Below are 18462 nucleotides of genomic sequence, written 5' to 3'. Positions count from 1 at the left end.
TGCAAAGCACAAGCTGTTTTCGTATGTTGGCATTGTTTCGAATGTCCCGGTTCAAACAACGACATCCAATAAATCCAACAAGAAGGACTGCATCAATGAGAGCTCTGGTCAGTGGTGGTAGCAGTGGTATCGGCGCGTCGGCCTGCATAAGAATCGCGGAGGCAGCTCTGGCTCGGGGAGTCCAGCCTAGAATTGCGGTCTGTGGACATGCCCCGAATGACACACAGAAAGAAGTCGTCAGGTCCATCGAGGCTATGGGAGGAGTCGCCATTTCATTGTGCGGCGATCTCGGCAAGGATGAAGTACCGAGTCAACTGGTGGCGACAGCGGTCGCGGAGTTCGGCGGGCTTGACGCCCTGGTGGCCAATGCCGGCATCGCCAGTCCTGGCAAGATTTGCGACCTGACGCTTGCAGATTGGGACGATATGTTTTCGGTCAATCTACGCGGCGCCTGGCTCCTCGCCAAAGCCAGTTACCCGCATTTGCGCGAGAGCGGTGGTGCGGCCTGTTTTACCTCTTCAATGTCTGGTCAGATTCCACATGCCGGCTCGGGCGCCTACAGCCCTACCAAAGCGGCATTGACGATGCTTGCCCAGACACTGGCACTGGAGTGGGCACCCGAAGGTATCCGCGTCAACGTGGTCTCCCCGGGCATGACACACACGCCGATGTCCGAAAAGATCTACGCTGACCCACAACTCAAGAAAGCCCGAGAGGCAATCATTCCGTTGGCCAGGATTGGGCAACCGGTCGATATCGCAAATGTGATCGAGTTCCTGATCAGTCCGTTGTCGGGATACGTGACGGGACAGGATATCTGCGTCGACGGTGGCTTCTCAAAATCCATTCTCAACCACATACCCGGCCGGCCCGGCTCGAAATCCTGATCACTGGAAAGGCCAAGCGTCGTCAGCGCTGAACCGGAGCATGGTCCAGGGCAATCCAGTCCGCGGTATCCAGCGCGGACATGGGCCTGGCGAAGTAGTAGCCCTGCACATAGCGGCAGCCCAATGCGACCAGCGCCTGGACCTCCTCTCGGGTCTCCACGCCCTCGAAGATGCAATCCAGGTCCATGTCCTGGGTCAACGCGAGCAGGGATTTGACGATTTTGTAACTGGCCGGTTTCTCGTGCAGGCGGGCGACGAAACTGCGATCGACCTTGAGTTTGGTCAATGCCAGCGCATGCAGGTGACTGAGGCTGGAATAGCCGGTGCCGAAATCGTCCAGGGAAATGCCGCACCCCAACGAGCGCAGGGTGGCGATCGCTTCCTGGACCAGATCCAGATCCTTGAGGGTCGCCGTCTCTGTGATCTCCAGGTCGACCCGACTCGGATCGAACAGCCCACTGGTGAGCAGCTGGACGATGGCCTGGACCGCGTCGGGCGAACCGCAGTCATGGGCCGACAGGTTGAAGGAAAGACGAATCGGCGCCGGCCAGGCGGCGGCACCCCGCAAGGCCTTGGCCAGCAGCGGCAGGGTCAGGCGATTGATCATGCCGCTGCGCTCGGCGACCGGAATGAACTGGCCGGGCGGCACCGGCCCCAGCTCTACGCTCTGCCAGCGCGCCAAGGCCTCGAAGGCGACGGTGGCACTGGTCTGCAGGTCGACGATGGGCTGGAAGGCGACATGGAATTCACGCTCCAGATCCGCACGTCGCAACGCCTGTTCGGTGATGATCGCGCTTTGCAGCTGCTTGCGGTGCGCAGCCGAGAACAGCGACATATGGCCGACGAAATGGTGCTTGCTCTGGTACAGCGCGTAATCGGCGTACTCGAACAATTCATGGGCATTGCCGGCCAGATCGGGAAAGGTCGCCAGGCCCATGGATGCGCCCACCTGGATCGGCACATCGACCAGAAGGTACGGTTTGCTCAGCTCTACACAGATGCGTTCGGCGAACAGGGATATCTCCAGGTTGTCGCCACAGTCGGGCAGGATCAGCGCGAATTCGTCGCCTCCCAAGCGCGCGACCTGGACATTATCGGGCAGCAGCGCAGCCAGGCGTGTACCGACCTCGGCCAGCAGGCGGTCGCCGACACTGTGACCGTACAGGTCGTTGACCGGCTTGAAGCCATCGAGGTCGAGGATGCCCACGCCCAGGCGTTGCCCCTCCTCGCCCGCCTTGGCCAGGCAGGTGTCCAGGCAGTTGAAGAACCAGCGCCGATTGGGCAATCCGGTCAGGCTGTCCTTGTTGGCCAGTAAAAAGTTCTCGTCGCTCAGGGCTTCGCTGCGCGCCTGGGCGTTCACCAGTCCGGTGAAGTTGCGATAGTTGTTCTGCAGCACCACCAGCATGATGCCGGTGACCAGCAACACGTTGACGCTGGTGGCGATGAAGGTGGGGTTGTCGGTGGAGGCAAAGAATGCGACGAAGGCGACGTTGACCACCACCGCCGTCATCAGGGCCGCGGAGCGCAGGTGCATCAGGCAGAAAATGCAGCCGATCACCGTAATGGCCATGTAGAAGGCCACGTGCGCCTTGGCATAACTGTCGCCATAGGGAAAAAGCGCCAGGGCCCAGACCGTGAAACCGATGGCGACCACGCAGCAGATACGGTTGGTGCGCGCCAGTGCCTGGGCGACCTCGACGTCGTCGGGTTGCTGCTGCCAGCCTCGACGCCAGGCCACCACCCGCACCAGGCTGATGAGGGTCAACACCAGAGGGATGTGCACGGTCATCCACACCGGCGAACTGGCCATGTGGGTAAAGGCCAGTGCCCAGCTGTTGATCAGCAGGATGAAGTACATCAGAGGAATCTGCCTGGCCAGGGCCTTGTACTGGGCCGCGAGCAGACGCGAGTTGCCTTGAGGTACGCTGCACAGCCGTTTGATCAGAACGAACAGGCCGGTGCAGGAAAAGCGTCTGGTCGTAGACATCATGTCCGAATGTATGGCTGTAATCAGAGGGTGTCGGCCGAACTCAGCTTTACTGTAGCCAACCGGACGCGATCGAGGCGGTTTATTTGTGTGGTCCGACAGGCTGGGCGCTGGCGGCGTCGGCTTTACCGCCGAGGTACCAGCCCACCACGCCCCACAGCGCGGCGCAGGCGGCGCCCACCAGCGCGATCAGCACCACGCCCTGACCGAGCAGGTCGAGCAGGCTCTTGACCCAGCCGCTGAAGGCGTCACCACCGCGGTAAACCAAGGTGTCGATGAAGTTCTTCGCCTTGTACTTGGTTTCTGCGTCCAGCGGCGCAAACAGCATCTCGCGCCCAGGTCGCACGAACGCGTATTCACCGATGCGCCGGGCGATCATCAGCCCCGCCAGCATGGCGAAGCTCGGCGCCAGCGCCAGGCCGATGAACCCCAGGCACACCAGCGCCGGCACCAAGGCCAGCAAGGTCCTAACCCCCAGTCGCTGCGCCAGCCGGCCGGTGATGAACAGCTGCGCGGTGAGTGCGCCGGCCTGAACGACGAAATCGATGATGCCGAATACCCGGACCTGTTCCTCGCGACTGGGGAACAACTCGGCCACCAGGCGCGCCTGTTCGAAATAGAGGAAGGTGCTGACCGTGGCCAACAACACCACGAAGGCGCAGACGCCCAGCAGATAGCGCGATTGCAGCACACGGGTCAGTCCGCTGAACGGATTGCCAGCCACCGGCCGGTGCGGGTTTTCGGCCCGAGCGGCGCCGGGCCGCCCTGCCCCGTGCACGGCGCGCCAGCTCATCAACAGGTGCTTGAGGGCGATGGCGATTGCAAGCAACAGCGCGGCCAGTACCGATAGCCCGCTGGGCCCCATGACACCCACCAGCAAGGCGCTCAGGGCCGGGCCTACGAGACCGCCGACGCTCGCGCCCGCGGCAATGAACGCGAACAGGCGCTTGGCCTGTGCGCCATCGAAGACGTCGGCCATCAGGCTCCAGGCCACCGAGATGACGAACAGGTTGTAGACCGAGATCCACACATAGAACACCCGCGCCAGCCAGATGCCCTGTTCGGCAGCGCCGAACGCAACGGCGAAGAGCATCAGATTGCCGCAGAAAAAGCCGTAGACCCAATCGATATAGTGAAGCCTGGCCACCCTGGAGTTGAGCCAGCCAAACAGCGGCACGGCCACCAACATGGCGATGAAGGTGGCTGTGAACAGCCATTGCAGGTTTTCCACACCGCCCTGAATGCCCATCGACTCGCGGATCGGTCGCAGCATGAAATAGCCGCAGAACAGGCAGAAGAACAACGCGAACCCGGCCAACGCGGCCTGCCCCTCCCCAGGACGGGCATTGATCACCTGCGTGAAGCGCGCAGCGACGGGGGTCATGGAAGACGCAACTCAGGCAAACTCGGCGGCAATGCGCTTGAGTTGCTCGGCATTGGGCAAATGACCCTGGCCGGCGAGCAGGTTGTCGAGCACATAACGGGGTTGCGACGTGGCGGGAATGACGGCGGTCACCGCAGGATTGGCCAGGACGAACTTGAGCATCAACTGCGCCCAGGAACTGGCATCCAGCTCGGCGCTGGCCCATTCAGGTACCGCACGACCCTTGACCTTGGCGAACAGGCGGCCGGCTTCGAACGTCCGATTGATCAGGGTGGCGATACCCTTGTCGGCGCAATACGGCAGCAGCTTGCGCTCGGCGTTGCGCGCGCCGATCGAGTAGTTGATCTGCACGAAGTCGACGGGCTCTTGTTTGAGCACGGCCAGCAGCTCATCGTGGGCCGACTCCACGTAGTGCGTCACGCCAATGTAGCGGATGCGGCCCTGGGCCTTGAGTTCGCGCAGCAGCGCCAACTGCGTGCGGGTGTCCTGCAGGTTGTGGACCTGAATTAGATCGATCGTGTCGGTACGCAGCGCCTTGAAGCTGGCCTCGATCTGACGCATGCCGGCCTCACGACCAGTGGACGAGACCTTGGTCGCCAGAAACACCTTGTCGCGTGCGGCGGCTTGAGCCACCAGCTCGCCGCTGACCCGTTCCGCCCGGCCGTAGCTGGGCGCCGTATCGATGACCTTGGCGCCACCCGCTACGAACGCCGCCAGCACCTCGCGCAGAGGGGCCATGTCCGCCGACTCCGGGTCCGCGTTGAATGTCTGGGACGTACCCAGTCCGATCACGGGAAGCCACTCACCGGTCGCCGGTATCTTGCGTTGCAGCAGCGGCTGCGCCGCGAACGCCAGGCGCGACATCAGCGGGCCACAACTGGCCAGGGCGCCGAGCGCGGCGGTGTATTGAACGAACTGACGGCGGGTCGTCATGGCGCTGCTCCTTGAGATCTTTCACGCGGAATGTGGGGAGACTTCCTACAGAGGGGTGGAGCTCAGTATGGCGAAGTACGGATCACAAGGGGCGCAGATGTCTGCTGATGAAACATGAAGATAAAAATTAGCCACTCACCGCATTTCGCCTGGCATAAACAAAAAGCCCCCGGGCAATGAAATTGCGCCAGGGGCGTTGTGTGTCGAGTCGACCCGTTCAAGCGGCCGATACGGCGGGACTCAATGCATGAACAGCGCGATCAGGATGATGATCGGGATAGGCACACCGAGAAAGAACAAAAGAATCGAGCGCATGGTAGTACTCCTTGATCAGCGAATCGAAGTGGGTGTGTGGGTGCGGGTACGGTCGCGTTCATGCCAGACCACGGCATCGCGGCTGCGGCCACCGAAGGTTGCTGCGAAGCTGGCGAAGAACGCGCCGCAGAGCAAGGCAACGAAGGTCCACAGTGCAGTGGCAGCAGCGACTTTCTTAGCGGTGTCAGCGGCCTGGCGGGCAGCCAGCTCAGCGTCCTGCACCGATTTCAGCGCCTGACCATAGACCTGATCGACACGCTGCTCGGCCTGGGCTTGAGTCAGGTTGGTGCGCTGGCTGACCAGCTGTGCCAGGTAGGCACGGTCTTCGACGGCGAGCTGTCCATCGTTGCTCACGGTACGGGCAAAGATGCGGGTCACCACGGCGTGTGCCGCGTCATCGCTGACCGCGACGGGACGGTTGTCGCGAAACAGCATGTCGACGAAGTAACCATAAGGGTCACTCGCGCTATCGTTGTTGGAGCTCGCGGCTGCGACGGATGCCCCACCGGCGACGCTGGCAGTGGCCTGCACACCGCTGCCGATCGCACTGCCCACCGAACCCAACACCAGCATGGCGGTGACCAACGAAGCAACGGCCCAGGCCAGGAAGCCATGGGCGGTGTCGCGGAAGTACACTTCATCGCCATGCATATTTGCCCACTTGACCCGCAACCGGCCGGCCAGATAGCCGCCCATGCCCGATGCAGCGATTTGCGTGAAGGTCAGCCAAAGGACACTCGAGACACCGAGGGTCGTGGCGCTCACCCCTTTGTCAGCCCAGGGCGATACGGCCGAGAAACCCAGGCCGAAGCCTAGTACGACGAGAATCATGGAAAGTGCGGAGGCAGCAGCGGCGCCGGCGAAGATCGCGGCCCAGGAGACTCCCGAGTGATTGGAGCTGTCCGCGGAGGCGGATAGCGCGGCAGGAGGAAGGTGTTCGGCAGGGCTCATCATTGTTGTCGTGCTCCTAGCAGGTTGAACCTGTGTGATCGCTCACGTACGGTTTGCCAGGGATACCAGTGCACACACCATGCCAGCCGATTATTAATAGATACCTTTATAAATCAACTAGTTATGAGACAAAGCTAGAAGCAGGTTCAGGCAGAATGCCCGAACCGAAGCTGATCGACCGGGCTTTTTGCATTATTTTGAAACGTAAAAGAGATTGACTATTAGACTGCAAAGCTCACGGCGCAGTGGTGTTCTTCTGCTCCGCCGGATAGAACTCCCCTTCCATGTTCTGCTTTTCCAAGGACGCACGGAGCAAGGCTTCGGCTGCACCCACCTCGGCATCATCGTCAACGTTGGCGACTACCAGCCATAGACGCTGCAGATTCTGTTCGTGAGTCCCTTCACTGAGCATGTCGTGGCTGACGGTAGGTTGCCCGCGCCAGAAGCATTTGCTATCGACCTCGCTTTCCACGTCATAGGTGCACTTCGGCCCTGCCAGCCAGATTTCGCTGACGGTGCGCAGATTGGCTCGTTCGATGTCTTGTTGCTGAATTCGGAGTGTCATTGTGAAGACCTATTGCGAAGGAGCGGTAGGGCTTTGAACCCCGGGCGCATCGCCAAGTTCTACCGGGAGTGACACTATTATGTACAGGCTTGAACCCATCGGGAGATCGAACATGAAAGCGACGATTGCAGCGCTTGCACTGGGCCTTGGACTGGCTTCGGCCGAAGCCAGCGACGCCAATCCGCTGGTAGCCGAACGTTGGCAGAGCCGCCCTTTGATCGTGATCGTCCCCAACGCCCAGGACGCGACACTGGTGGAGCTGCGGGAAGCCTTGGGCAAGCCAGCCGCCCGTGAAGGGTTCGTCGAACGGGAGATGGTGCTCTACGAGATCGTCGCGGGTGCCGCCAGCCGCAATGGCCAGCCGCTGAGCGGTTCAGCCAGTGCAGCACTGTTGCAGGCTGTCGGGCATCGGGGTGATGCCGGGGCGCGGGTGATACTGGTGGGCAAGGACGGTGGGATCAAGGTCGACCGGCCAGGGCCGGTCGATCCCGAGTCGCTGTTCACTACCATCGATCGCATGCCGATACGCCAGGGGCGGTGAACCGAGCCTTAGATGCCTTCGCGGGCAATGTCCATGGCAAAGTAGGTGAAGATCAGATCCGCGCCCGCGCGCTTGATGGCGCCCAGGCTCTCGCGCACGATACGCTGCTCGTCCACTGCCCCGGCCTGGCCGGCGAACTTGATCATGGCGTATTCGCCGCTGACCTGATACGCCGCGAGAGGCAGGCGCGAGGCTTCGCGGATGTCGCGAATGATGTCCAGGTAGGCCCCGGCCGGTTTGACCATCAGCGCATCGGCGCCTTCCTGCTCGTCGAGCAACGACTCACGCACCGCTTCGCGGCGGTTCATCGGGTTCATCTGGTAAGTCTTGCGGTCACCCTTTAGCGCCGTACCACCGGCTTCGCGGAAGGGCCCGTAGAACGACGACGCGAACTTGGTCGAGTAGGCCATGATCGACGTATCGACGAAGCCGGCTTCGTCCAGCGCACCGCGAATTGCCTGCACCTGACCGTCCATGGCCGCTGATGGCGAGATGAAGTCGGCACCTGCCCGTGCGGCGACCACGGCCTGCTTGCCGAGATTGATCAAGGTGGCATCGTTGTCGACATGATCACCGTGCAGGACACCGCAGTGCCCGTGGGAGGTGTACTCGCAGAAACAGGTGTCGGCCATCACCACCATTTCCGGGACGGTGTCCTTGCAGATGCGCGCGATACGCGACACCAGGCCGTTTTCGTTCCAGGTGTCACTGCCGTCGGCGTCCAGATGGTGGGACACGCCAAAGGTCATCACCGACTTGATACCGGCACGCGCGTAGCGCTCGATCTCGCCGGCAAGCTTCGATTCGGGGATGCGCATGACTCCCGGCATGCTGCTGATAGGGACGAAGTCATCGATTTCTTCTTCGACGAAAATCGGCAGCACTAGGTCGCCTAGGTTGAATTCGGCTTCCTGGAACAGATCGCGGAAAGAAGCGTTGCGGCGCAGGCGGCGGGGCCTGGCGGAAGGAAACTGGCTGGGCATCATGGATTCCACTGGTAAGGGCATACGGCATCGAACGGTCAAGCTTAGGCCGGGACGCAGGCTTGGGGCAAACCGGATTTCGATAAAGCTGCGTTGCATGCCCGGTAACAATTTGCGTGGAACGGCTGGCGTGACAGCGCCGAGAACGCGCCGGTTGCTTGCAACGCAACTTACCCGGCCGCCGGAGGGTCAACCCTGACGACATCTTCACCGCGATTTCCTCGCGAACTCAATGTGGGATCGAATCGACATGCCTAATCAAGTTCCAACTTCAGCCCCCTCCGCCGCCAACGATCAACTGTGCATCAACACCCTGCGCACCCTGGCGATGGACGCGGTACAGAAAGCCAATTCCGGTCACCCCGGCACCCCGATGGCCTTGGCCCCGGTCGGCTACACCCTGTGGAGCCGCTTCCTGCGCTACCACCCCGAGCATCCCGACTGGCCCAACCGCGACCGCTTCGTGCTCTCCGCCGGCCATGCCTCCATGCTGCTCTATGGCCTGCTGCATCTGGCCGATGTCGAGGAAATCGACGCAGACGGCACCAAGACCGGCCAACCGGCCATCAGCCTCGACGATATCAAGCAATTTCGCCAGATGGACTCGAAAACCCCGGGGCACCCGGAATACCGTTACACCACGGGCGTCGAGACCACAACCGGTCCGCTCGGGCAAGGGTGCGCCAACAGCGTGGGCATGGCCATGGCTCAGCGCTGGCTCGGCTCGCGCTTCAACCGGGACGATCTGAAGCTGTTCGACTACAACGTCTACGTGATCTGCGGCGATGGCGACATGATGGAAGGCGTCAGCAGCGAAGCCGCGTCGATGGCCGGCCACCTGAAGCTATCGAACCTGTGCTGGATCTACGACAACAACACGATCAGCATCGAAGGACACACCGAGCTGGCCTTCAGCGAAGACGTGATGACTCGCTTCAAGGGCTACGGCTGGAACACGCTGCACGTGACCGATGCCAACAATACAGAGGCGCTGGCCAAGGCATTCGAGCAGTTCAGTCAGACGCACGATGCGCCGACCTTGATCATGGTCGACAGCGTCATTGGCTACGGCGCACCGAACAAACAGAACACGGCGGCCGCCCACGGTGAAGCCTTGGGCGACGATGAGATCAAGCTCGCCAAGAAAGCCTACGGTTGGGATGAGAACAGCAGTTTCTCGGTGCCGGAGCAGGCCGCTCACCATCTGCGCGACACGCTGCTGAACAATCATGGCGAACGCTATGAGCAATGGGAGCAGCAATTGCAGACCCTGAGCGAGCGGGAACCGGAGCTGGGCGAGCAACTGCGACGCATGCGGGCCGGCGAAATGCCAGAAGGCTGGGAAGCGGAACTGGAAGCCTTCGATACCGATGCCAAAGGCCTGGCGACGCGCGCTGCCGGGGGTAAGGTGCTGAATGCGTTTGCCAAGAAGATCCCCTGGTTGCTGGGGGGATCGGCCGACCTGTCGCCCTCGACCAAGACCAACCTGACCTTTGACGGAGCCGGCAGTTTCTCGGCCACGGAGCCCGGTGGTCGCAATCTGCACTTCGGCATCCGTGAGCACGCCATGGGCGCCATCGCTAACGGCTTGGCGCTGTGCTACATCCGACCCTACACCTCGACCTTCCTGGTATTCAGCGATTACATGAAACCGCCGATTCGCCTGGCGGCGATCATGGAGTTGCCGGTGGTGTTCGTGTTTACCCACGACTCGATCGGCGTGGGCGAGGATGGTCCGACCCACCAGCCTATCGAGCATCTGACCCAACTGCGGGCCACGCCGGGGCTGCTGACGTTGCGTCCGGGTGATGCCAACGAGACGACCCAGGCGTGGAAGATTGCCTTGGCACAGACCGATCGGCCTTCGTGCATCGTGCTGTCGCGCCAGCCCATGGCGACGTTGGATCGCGAGCGCTTCGCCAGTGCCGAAGGCGTGGCTCGTGGCGGCTATGTCCTGGCAGATAGCGACAACCCGCAGGTGATCCTGATTGCCACTGGCAGCGAGGTGGGCTTGGCGGTTGAAGCTTATGAACAGTTGCAGGCACAGGGCATTGCAGCGCGGGTCGTGAGCCTGCCGTGCTGGGAGTTGTTCGAGGAGCAGGACGCGGGTTATCGCGAGCAGGTGCTGCCAGCGGCAGTCACCGCCCGCGGGGCCATCGAACAGGCTGGGCCGCTGGGCTGGGATCGGTATGTCGGCGCGACGGGCGCGAAAGTGGTCATGAACAGCTTCGGCGCCTCCGCACCGATCGACAAGTTGCAGGCCAAGTTCGGGTTTACCGTGGACAACGTAGTGAAGTTAGCCAAGGAGCAGATCGGCTGATTGCGCGAATGTTGTAGGGGTACGCGGTGCGGCTGGACGCGGCTTGCGCCGCTGCTACAGGGTGCGCGGTGTGGCCGGATGAACGCGGTGTGGCCGGACGCGGCTTGCGCCGCTGCTACAAGGTTCGCGGTGTGGCCGGATGAACGCGGTGTGGCCGGACGCGGCTTGCGCCGCTGCTACAGGATGCGCGGTGTGTCCGGATGAACGCAGTGCTGCCGGACGCGGCTTGCGCCGCTGCTACAGGATGCGCGGTGTGTCCGGATGAACGCAGTGCTGCCGGACGCGGCTTGCGCCGCTGCTACAGGGGTACGCTGTGCTTGTAGCAGCGGCGCGAGCCGCGTCGGGGGTGGATGCGGTGTGTCTGGATGAACGCGGTGTGGCCGGACGCGGCTTGCGCCGCTGCTACAGGGGTACGCAATGCTTGTAGCAGCGGCGCGAGCCGCGTCGGCGGTGTACGGGGTGTGTCTGGATGAACACGGTGCCGTCAGACGCGTTACATACGAATACGGTTTGCGGTGGCGCATGCGATGGCTAAAATGGCGGCTTTCGCATGCGCCTTTCGCATGCACCCTGCCGTGAAGCCGATGACATGCCCTTCGACCTTCTTTCCAGCCTCAGCGTTACGCCGAGCGTTCTGCTCATTCTCGTGTTGGTGGCGTTCATCGCCGGTTTCATCGACGCCATCGCCGGCGGCGGTGGCCTGCTCACCACCCCTGCCCTGCTCACTGCGGGCCTGCCGCCTCATCTGGTGCTGGGCACCAACAAACTGAGCTCGACCTTCGGCTCGGCTACGGCCGGCTATACGTTCTATCGCCGCAAGCTGTTTCATCCCGGTCAGTGGAAGAACGCCCTGCTGGGCACCTTGCTGGGTGCCTTCCTGGGCGCGGGAGCCGCGCATTACATGCCCGCCGAATGGCTGAACAAGATGCTGCCGGTGATCGTCTTCGCCTGCGGCCTGTACCTGCTGTTCGGTGGCACACCCAAAGCCCCACTGGACAGCGACGCGCCGATCAAGCGCAAATGGCAAATGCCCCAAGGCCTGACCCTGGGCTTCTATGATGGTGTAGCAGGCCCGGGCACTGGAGCTTTCTGGACCGTCAGCACGCTGCTGCTCTACCCGCTCGATCTGGTTCGCGCCAGCGGCGTGGCGCGCAGCATGAACTTCGTCAGCAACATCGCGGCACTCACGGTGTTCATCGCCAGTGGCCAGGTCGACTGGCTGATCGGTTTGAGCATGGGCCTGGCGGTGATGGTCGGCGCCTTCTTCGGCGCACGCACCGCGATTGGCGGCGGGGCCAAATTTATTCGCCCGGTGTTCATCACCATCGTTCTGGGGCTGACCGTACGCCTAGCTTGGCAGCACTGGTTCGGGCAGGCCTGAGCGGCGCGCCACATAGAGGTCGATGAGGTGCCGGGCAATCGATCGCCCAGCCGGCAGGGCCGGCAACGCGTCGATGTGAAACCACTGCGCGTCCTCGATCTCGTCCAACTGCGGAACGATGTCGCCGGCTGCATATTCGGCGTGAAAGCCTAGCATCATGGAATGGGGAAAAGGCCAGCACTGGCTACCGATGTATTCAATGTTGCGAACGGTGACCTGCACTTCCTCCATCACCTCGCGGCGCAGGCAGTCCTCGGCCGATTCGCCCGGCTCGGCAAAGCCTGCCAAGGTGCTGTAGACACCTGGAACGAATCGCGGCGATCGCGCCAGCAGTATCTCATCGCCACGGGTGACCAGCACGATCATGCTCGGCGAGATTCGCGGGTAACTGCGCAGCTCGCAGCGTGCACAATGCATCGCTCGCTCACCCTGGACCTGCTGCATGGGCCCGCCGCAACTGCCACAGAACCGATGCTCACGTGCCCAGGTGCCAATCTGCGCGGCGTAGCCGAGCATGCGATAAACCTGAAAATCCCCTTCGAGCATGAACTGACGCAAGCCTTGCCAATGGCAGTCATCCGGCGTGTCCGGGCTGCGCAGTTCGAGCAGGTAGACCGGCTGGCCATCGAAATAGCCGATCCCGTGTTCGGCCAGGATTTCCAGGGGTTGCTGCTTCAGCCATTGGCGCTCGAACAGCACGCCTTGGGCAGCGCAGAGAAACCCCTGGCTGCTACGGGCGACCGCCAGGCCGCCGGGTAGCGCGGTATCGAGTACCGCCGTGGTCCAGCGTTCACTCATCGAATCCAATCCTCGTTTGCCACCGTCGCCCGATCATTCCACACACACGCCGGCTGTCGCGGCTGCGCGAGCCTGAGCCGGGTTCTGCGCGCGGTACAGGTTGAGCGCGGTGTTGATGATGCCCAGCTGGCTGAACGCTTGGGGAAAATTGCCCAGCATGCGCGCCGCCTTGGGGTCGTACTGCTCGGCCATCAGGCCGACGTCGTTGCACAGACCGGCCAGACGCTCGAACAGACGCTGGGCGTCAGCCATACGGCCTTGCAGCACATAGACATCGGCGAGCCAGAAAGAGCACACCAGAAAAGTGCCCTCGCCCGGGTCCAGGCCATCGACGCCATGGGCCGTGTCGTAACGCAGCAGCAGACCGTCGCGCATCAACGTGCTCTCGATGCGGGCCACGGTCGCCACCACACGTGGGTCGTCTGGCGGCAGGAACCCGGTCAAGGCGATCTGCAGCAGGCTGGCGTCGGTATGGGTCGAGCCATAGGCCTGGACGAAATGGCCGTGTTCGGTATCGATGCCCCGACTGCACACCTGAGCATGGATCCGGTCGGCGACGGCGCGATAGTGCTGGGCTTGCGCGCGGCCCTCTTCGGTCGGCTCGGCAAGGGTCGCTGCGCGGTCGAACGCCACCCAGGCCATGACCTTGGAATGGGTGAAATGCTGGGGTTCGCCGCGGATCTCCCAGATGCCTTCATCGGGCTGCTCCCAGATGCTTTCCAGGTACGGCAGGATCACGCGAAAGATCGCGGCACCGCGGGGATGACGGGGCAGACCGGCGCGAATGGCCTGGCTCATGGCGTCGGCGACTTCGCCGTACACATCCAGCTGGCGCTGGGTCGCCGCGCCGTTGCCGATGCGAACCGGCGCCGAACCCTCGTAGCCGGTCAGCCACGGCAAGGTCTGCTCGGGCAATCGGCGCTCACCGGCCAGGCCGTACATGATCTGCATCTGCTCGGGGTTACCGGCGACCGAGCGCATCAGCCACTTGCGCCACGCGGCCGCCTCTTCGTAGTAGCCCAGGTTCATGAACGCCAGCAGGGTCATGGTCGCATCGCGCAGCCAGCAGTAGCGGTAGTCCCAGTTGCGCTCCCCGCCCAGTTGTTCGGGCAGCGACGTGGTCACGGCAGCAACGATGCCGCCGGTGGGGGCATAGGTCATGGCCTTGAGGGTCAGCAGCGAGCGTTTCACCAAGGGCGTCCAGCCGCCGACGTCCGGGCAACGCTGGGCGAACTCGCGCCAATAGCGTTCCGTTTCAACCAGAGACAGTTCAGCCTCCACCGCCGGTTGCACGGGCAGATGCGAGGGCTGAAAACTCAAGCGGTAGCACAACTGCTCGCCGGCTTCGACCGTGAAGCGGCTACCGGTGCGGTGGTCCACGGCGTGCAGATCGGAAGCGCTGCGCAACACCAGCATGTCGGGGCCGGCCACTGCCGTGAGCGTTCGCGGCTGAGCCTGTTCGACCCACGGCACACTGCTGCCATAGTCGAAACGCATGACCAGCTCCATGTCGAACTCGACCTGTCCGCTCAGGCCGACCACCGTGCGCACCACGCAGTCCTGCTCGCCGACCGGCATCCAGTCGACGAGCATGGCGCTGCCCTGCTCGGTATGAAACACCGTCTCCAGAATCATCGTGCTGTCGCGGTAGCATCGCTCGGTACCGGTCAACGGCTGACTGGGAAAGATACGCCAGCGGCCGTTGTCGCTGCTGCCCAACAGGGCGGAGAAACAGGCGGGGGAATCGAATCGGGGAAAGCACAGCCAGTCCAGCGACCCGCAGCGGTCGACCAAGGCAGCGGTACGGCAATTGCCCAACAGGGCGTAGTCTTCGATCAGCGCCGGCATGGAACCCTCATGACCACTGGCGCGGACCGGGAACGGTGCCGCGCCTGGAATCTACATCAACGTTGCGCGCGCGGCAGGATCAGTTCGTGAATGGCCTGCGCCACGCCATCCTCGGCATTGCTGGCGGTGACCGCATCGGCTTGCTCGCGCACGACCTGCTCGCCCTGGCCCATGGCCACGGAAAATCCGGCACGCTTGAACATGGCCACGTCGTTGCCGCCGTCGCCCAGCACTGCCGTGTTGGCCAGTTCGATGCCCAGACGCTCGGCCAATGTGGCCAAGGCTTCGCCTTTGTTGGCCAGCACCGCCGTAATGTCCAGGTAGTACCGCTGCGAGCGCGCCGCGATGGCCTTGCCGTGCAACGGCGCCTGCAACTGCTGTTCAAGGTCGATCAACAGCTGGAAGTTGCCGGAAGTGGCGACCATCTTGTGCACGCGGTCCAGATACGGCGTGAAGTCTTCGACGATCAGCGGCTTGTAGCCCAGCGCGTGCAGTTCCTTGGGGAAATACTCGGCCTTGCGATCCCGCGCCAGCCACTGGTCGTCGGCGAACACCCAAACGTCCAGAGCGTGTTCGGCGAACAGCGCCAGGCAGATGTCCACGGCTTCGCGGTCGACCCAGTGGGACTGCAGTTCGCTGCCATCGGCATTGATCAGCACGCCGCCATTGAACGCAGCGGTCGGCAGGTCGATGCCCAAGGCCTCGATCTGTTGGCGCATGGCCCGCGGCGGACGGCTGCTGGCCAGGGTGAACTTCACCCCGGCCGCGCGCAGCTGCGCCACGGCCTCGATCACCGCAGAGCTCAAGCTGTGATCGGGCATCAGCAGGGTACCGTCCATGTCGCTGAGGACCAGCTGGATGAGGTGATTCGACGAGGCACTCATCCCAGACGATGCCAGTGATGGCCGTCGCGGGCCAGCAGCTCGTCGGCCGCCTCCGGACCGTCCTCGCCCGCTGCGTAGGTGGCAATGCTGCCACCCTCGCGCCAGGCATCGAGGAACGGCTGCACCGCGCGCCAGCCGTTCTCGATGTTGTCGGCACGCTGGAACAGGGTCTGGTCGCCGATCAGGCAGTCGTAGATCAAGGTCTCATAGCCGGTGGACGGCTGCATCTGGAAGAAGTCCTTGTAGGCGAAGCCCAGCTTGACGTTCTCCAGCTCCATGGCCGGTCCCGGACGCTTGGCCTGCAGGTCAAACCACATGCCCTCGTCGGGCTGGATCTGGATCTTCAGGTAGTTGGACTTGAGCCGGTCCACTTCGGTGTCACGGAACTGCGCGTAGGGCGCTGGTTTGAAACAGATGGCGATCTCGGTATCGCGCACGCTCATGCGCTTGCCGGTGCGCAGGTAGAACGGCACACCCACCCAGCGCCAGTTGTCGACCATGACCTTGAGCGCCACGTAGGTTTCAGTGGTGCTCTGGGGATCGACCTTGGGCTCTTCGCGATAACCGGGTTTGTCGCCCTGTCCCGCCGTGTACTGGCCGCGCACCGAGTTCTTCAGGGCATCGGCCTTGGACCAGGGCCGGATGGCACCGATAACCTTGGCCTTCTCGCCGCGAACCGCATCGGCGCCAAAGGCCGCTGGCGGCTCCATGGCGATCATGGCCAGCAGCTGGAACAGGTGGTTGGGCACCATGTCACGCAGGGCGCCGGTTTGGTCGTAGAAGTTGCCACGGGTCTCGACCCCGACCGTTTCGGCCGCAGTGATCTGCACGTGGTCGATGTAATGGTTGTTCCAGAACGCTTCGAAGATACCGTTGGAAAAGCGACTGACCAGAATGTTCTGGACGGTTTCCTTGCCCAGGTAATGATCGATGCGGTAGATCTGCTTCTCGCTCATGACGCTCAACAGACACGCATTGAGCGCTTCGGCGGAAGCCAGGTCGTGACCGAAGGGTTTCTCTATCACGACGCGGCGAAAGGCGTCGGGCTGCTCCTTGAGCAACCCGCTGCTGCCCAGTCGCTGCGCCACTTCACTGAAGAAGCGCGGCGAGGTGGCCAGGTAGAACATGGCATTGCCGGTGCCATTGACTTCGATGCGCTCGGCAATGGCCTGGTAGGTGGCCTCGTCGAGGAAGTCACCGGAAATATAGCTGATGCGCTTGCGCAACTTGGCCCAGAGCGCCGGATCGAGCACTTTGTCCGGCTCGTCGACGCCCTTGGCCCGCGCCTGTTCGATGATGAACGCTTCGAGCTTCGCAGCGAAATCCGCGTCGCTCACCTCGTTATGGTCGACCCCGACGATGTGCAGGCCGTTGTCCAGCAGTCCGTCCCGGCTCAGGTTGTACAAGGCCGGCATCAGCAAGCGTTTGACAAGGTCGCCATGGGCGCCGAACAGAAACAGGGTTGACGGTGGAGCGGCATCTACTTTCGAGGTCGCTCTACTCATTTGGGAACCTCGACATGGCCGCCGAAGCCGAAACGCATCGCCGAGAGGATCTTGTCACCGTAGGTGGCGTCCTGACGCGAGCGGAAACGGGCGAACAAGGCGCTGGAGAGCACCGGTACCGGTACCGCCTGCTCGACCGCAGCGTCGATGGTCCAGCGACCTTCGCCACTGTCGGATACCACGCCGGAGTACTGGGTCAACTGCTGGTCGCTGGCCAGAGCATCGGCAGTCAGGTCCAGCAGCCAGGACGAAACCACGCTGCCTCGGCGCCAGACTTCGGCAATGTCGGCCAGGTTCAGGTCGAAGCGCTGGTCTTCGGGCAGCTCGCTGCTGGATTTGGTCTTGAGGATGTCGAAGCCTTCGGCGAAGGCCTGCATCATGCCGTACTCGATGCCGTTGTGGATCATCTTGACGAAGTGACCCGAACCGGCGGGGCCTGCATGGATGTAACCACGCTCGGCACGGTCATCCGGGCTGTTGCGGTCGCGGGTGCGGGGAATGTCGCCCATGCCGGGTGCCAGGCAGTCGAACAGCGGGTCGAGGCGTTCGAAGATTTCCGGCTCGCCACCGATCATCATGCAGTAGCCGCGGTCCAGGCCCCAGACGCCGCCGGAGGTGCCGACGTCGACGTAGTGCAACTGGCGCGCCTTGAGGTCGCGTGCACGGCGGATGTCGTCCTTGTAGAAGGTGTTGCCGCCGTCGATGATCACATCGTCCGGCTCCAGCAGGTCAGCGAGCTGGGCGATGGTGGCTTCGGTAGGAGCACCTGCGGGCAGCATGACCCAGACCGCGCGCGGGGTGTCCATCTTGCTCACCAGATCGGCGAGATCGGCGGCACCGGTAGCGCCCTCACCGGCCAGGCCATGCACCGAATCCTGATTGCGATCGAAGACCACCGTTTGATGACCAGCGCGCATCAGCCTTCTGGCGATGTTTCCGCCCATGCGGCCCAGCCCAATGATTCCCAGTTGCATGCGAGAGCTCCACTCTATGTTGCTTGAAAAAGATATTTCTTGAACGGTGATGTCCTGGAAGCGGGTCAGGGTATTACCCGAACGAGCCTCCAAGTTAGTCCCGGACGATACCGGGAAGTTTCCGAGTATACCTTTGGTCGGTTACGGGGCTGGCCAAAAAACTTGAATTTTTGTCGATTTCATCAAGACGCGCTTCTGGAGCGGTA

General features: G+C 62.7%; 15 protein-coding genes. 4 read left to right on the top strand and 11 right to left on the bottom strand.

The genetic code is table 11. The annotated features are described in order from the left end of the window. Window positions 1-95: 95 nt before the first annotated feature. The gene (locus tag AC788_RS08265) at window positions 96-887 is read left to right on the top strand and encodes an SDR family NAD(P)-dependent oxidoreductase (protein WP_049860170.1); all 792 of its coding nucleotides are present in this window, start codon (window positions 96-98) and stop codon (window positions 885-887) included. A gap of 22 nt (window positions 888-909) precedes the next feature. On the opposite strand, the gene AC788_RS08260 is transcribed toward AC788_RS08265, so the two are convergent. The 5 genes from AC788_RS08260 to AC788_RS08240 form a co-directional block, all read right to left on the bottom strand. After that, on the bottom strand, window positions 910-2874 hold the full coding sequence (locus AC788_RS08260) for a putative bifunctional diguanylate cyclase/phosphodiesterase (protein WP_049860225.1): 1965 nt from the start codon (window positions 2872-2874) through the stop codon (window positions 910-912). 82 nt (window positions 2875-2956) lie between these two features. After that, on the bottom strand, window positions 2957-4258 hold the full coding sequence (locus AC788_RS08255) for an NTP/NDP exchange transporter (RefSeq protein ID WP_049860169.1): 1302 nt from the start codon (window positions 4256-4258) through the stop codon (window positions 2957-2959). Window positions 4259-4270: 12 nt separating this feature from the next. Further along, window positions 4271-5191: an aldo/keto reductase gene (locus tag AC788_RS08250; RefSeq protein WP_049860168.1), complete on the bottom strand. Its 921-nt coding sequence runs from the start codon at window positions 5189-5191 to the stop codon at window positions 4271-4273. 330 nt (window positions 5192-5521) lie between these two features. Next, window positions 5522-6460 (bottom strand): hypothetical protein, encoded by a 939-nt coding sequence (locus tag AC788_RS08245; protein ID WP_049860167.1) that lies wholly within the window; start codon window positions 6458-6460, stop codon window positions 5522-5524. Window positions 6461-6692: 232 nt separating this feature from the next. Continuing rightward, entirely contained in the window at window positions 6693-7022 is a 330-nt protein-coding gene (locus AC788_RS08240; protein ID WP_049860166.1) for a hypothetical protein, read from the bottom strand. Between the two features lie 112 nt (window positions 7023-7134). Between AC788_RS08240 and AC788_RS08235 the strand changes: the two genes are divergently transcribed. Further along, window positions 7135-7563, top strand: a complete 429-nt coding sequence (locus AC788_RS08235; RefSeq protein WP_049860165.1) for a DUF4174 domain-containing protein — start codon at window positions 7135-7137, stop codon at window positions 7561-7563. Window positions 7564-7571: 8 nt separating this feature from the next. Here the strand turns inward: AC788_RS08235 and hemB are convergent, their stop codons facing one another. Beyond that, on the bottom strand, window positions 7572-8546 hold the full coding sequence (gene hemB, locus AC788_RS08230) for a porphobilinogen synthase (protein ID WP_049860164.1): 975 nt from the start codon (window positions 8544-8546) through the stop codon (window positions 7572-7574). Window positions 8547-8796: 250 nt separating this feature from the next. Between hemB and tkt the strand changes: the two genes are divergently transcribed. Further along, window positions 8797-10866, top strand: a complete 2070-nt coding sequence (gene tkt, locus AC788_RS08225; protein ID WP_049860163.1) for a transketolase — start codon at window positions 8797-8799, stop codon at window positions 10864-10866. A 589-nt stretch (window positions 10867-11455) separates the two neighbouring features. Beyond that, the gene (locus AC788_RS08220; protein ID WP_049860224.1) at window positions 11456-12247 is read left to right on the top strand and encodes a TSUP family transporter; all 792 of its coding nucleotides are present in this window, start codon (window positions 11456-11458) and stop codon (window positions 12245-12247) included. On the opposite strand, the gene nudC is transcribed toward AC788_RS08220, so the two are convergent. Genes nudC through gnd form a run of 5 tightly spaced genes read right to left on the bottom strand, consistent with a single transcriptional unit; the run spans window position 12215 to window position 18256 of the window. Next, entirely contained in the window at window positions 12215-13045 is an 831-nt protein-coding gene (gene nudC / locus AC788_RS08215; RefSeq protein WP_049860162.1) for an NAD(+) diphosphatase, read from the bottom strand. The two genes, AC788_RS08220 and nudC, sit on opposite strands and share 33 nt — an antisense overlap. Window positions 13046-13078: 33 nt before the next feature. After that, complete coding sequence (locus tag AC788_RS08210) at window positions 13079-14893, bottom strand: glycoside hydrolase family 15 protein (RefSeq protein WP_049860161.1); 1815 nt, start codon at window positions 14891-14893, stop codon at window positions 13079-13081. A gap of 56 nt (window positions 14894-14949) precedes the next feature. Further along, window positions 14950-15777: a Cof-type HAD-IIB family hydrolase gene (locus AC788_RS08205; RefSeq protein WP_049860160.1), complete on the bottom strand. Its 828-nt coding sequence runs from the start codon at window positions 15775-15777 to the stop codon at window positions 14950-14952. After that, a complete protein-coding gene (zwf, locus tag AC788_RS08200) occupies window positions 15774-17282 on the bottom strand; it encodes a glucose-6-phosphate dehydrogenase (protein ID WP_049860159.1) in 1509 nt (502 codons plus the stop codon). The genes AC788_RS08205 and zwf overlap by 4 nt, the downstream gene beginning before the upstream one ends. Continuing rightward, window positions 17279-18256: a phosphogluconate dehydrogenase (NAD(+)-dependent, decarboxylating) gene (gnd, locus tag AC788_RS08195; RefSeq protein WP_049860158.1), complete on the bottom strand. Its 978-nt coding sequence runs from the start codon at window positions 18254-18256 to the stop codon at window positions 17279-17281. Before gnd ends, zwf begins: the two co-directional genes overlap by 4 nt. Window positions 18257-18462 lie beyond the last annotated feature (206 nt).

The sequence above is a fragment of the Pseudomonas sp. RIT-PI-a genome, assembly GCF_001187875.1.
In the GTDB taxonomy this organism is placed as follows: Bacteria; Pseudomonadota; Gammaproteobacteria; order Pseudomonadales; family Pseudomonadaceae; genus Aquipseudomonas; species Aquipseudomonas coleopterorum.
The sequence above is the reverse complement of the archived record's forward strand: the minus strand, read 5'-3'. Positions and strand labels throughout refer to the sequence as shown.

Excerpts from the sequence above, each read along its gene's own strand:
- hemB (WP_049860164.1), bottom strand. The coding sequence starts at position 8,546 with ATGCCCAGCCAGTTTCCTTCCGCCAGGCCCCGCCGCCTGCGCCGCAAC.
- AC788_RS08220 (WP_049860224.1), top strand. The coding sequence starts at position 11,456 with ATGCCCTTCGACCTTCTTTCCAGCCTCAGCGTTACGCCGAGCGTTCTG.
- AC788_RS08250 (WP_049860168.1), bottom strand. The coding sequence starts at position 5,191 with ATGACGACCCGCCGTCAGTTCGTTCAATACACCGCCGCGCTCGGCGCC.
- AC788_RS08240 (WP_049860166.1), bottom strand. The coding sequence starts at position 7,022 with ATGACACTCCGAATTCAGCAACAAGACATCGAACGAGCCAATCTGCGC.
- AC788_RS08265 (WP_049860170.1), top strand. The coding sequence starts at position 96 with ATGAGAGCTCTGGTCAGTGGTGGTAGCAGTGGTATCGGCGCGTCGGCC.
- AC788_RS08255 (WP_049860169.1), bottom strand. The coding sequence starts at position 4,258 with ATGACCCCCGTCGCTGCGCGCTTCACGCAGGTGATCAATGCCCGTCCT.
- AC788_RS08235 (WP_049860165.1), top strand. The coding sequence starts at position 7,135 with ATGAAAGCGACGATTGCAGCGCTTGCACTGGGCCTTGGACTGGCTTCG.
- nudC (WP_049860162.1), bottom strand. The coding sequence starts at position 13,045 with ATGAGTGAACGCTGGACCACGGCGGTACTCGATACCGCGCTACCCGGC.
- AC788_RS08245 (WP_049860167.1), bottom strand. The coding sequence starts at position 6,460 with ATGATGAGCCCTGCCGAACACCTTCCTCCTGCCGCGCTATCCGCCTCC.
- gnd (WP_049860158.1), bottom strand. The coding sequence starts at position 18,256 with ATGCAACTGGGAATCATTGGGCTGGGCCGCATGGGCGGAAACATCGCC.
- AC788_RS08205 (WP_049860160.1), bottom strand. The coding sequence starts at position 15,777 with ATGAGTGCCTCGTCGAATCACCTCATCCAGCTGGTCCTCAGCGACATG.
- AC788_RS08210 (WP_049860161.1), bottom strand. The coding sequence starts at position 14,893 with ATGCCGGCGCTGATCGAAGACTACGCCCTGTTGGGCAATTGCCGTACC.
- AC788_RS08260 (WP_049860225.1), bottom strand. The coding sequence starts at position 2,874 with ATGTCTACGACCAGACGCTTTTCCTGCACCGGCCTGTTCGTTCTGATC.
- tkt (WP_049860163.1), top strand. The coding sequence starts at position 8,797 with ATGCCTAATCAAGTTCCAACTTCAGCCCCCTCCGCCGCCAACGATCAA.
- zwf (WP_049860159.1), bottom strand. The coding sequence starts at position 17,282 with ATGAGTAGAGCGACCTCGAAAGTAGATGCCGCTCCACCGTCAACCCTG.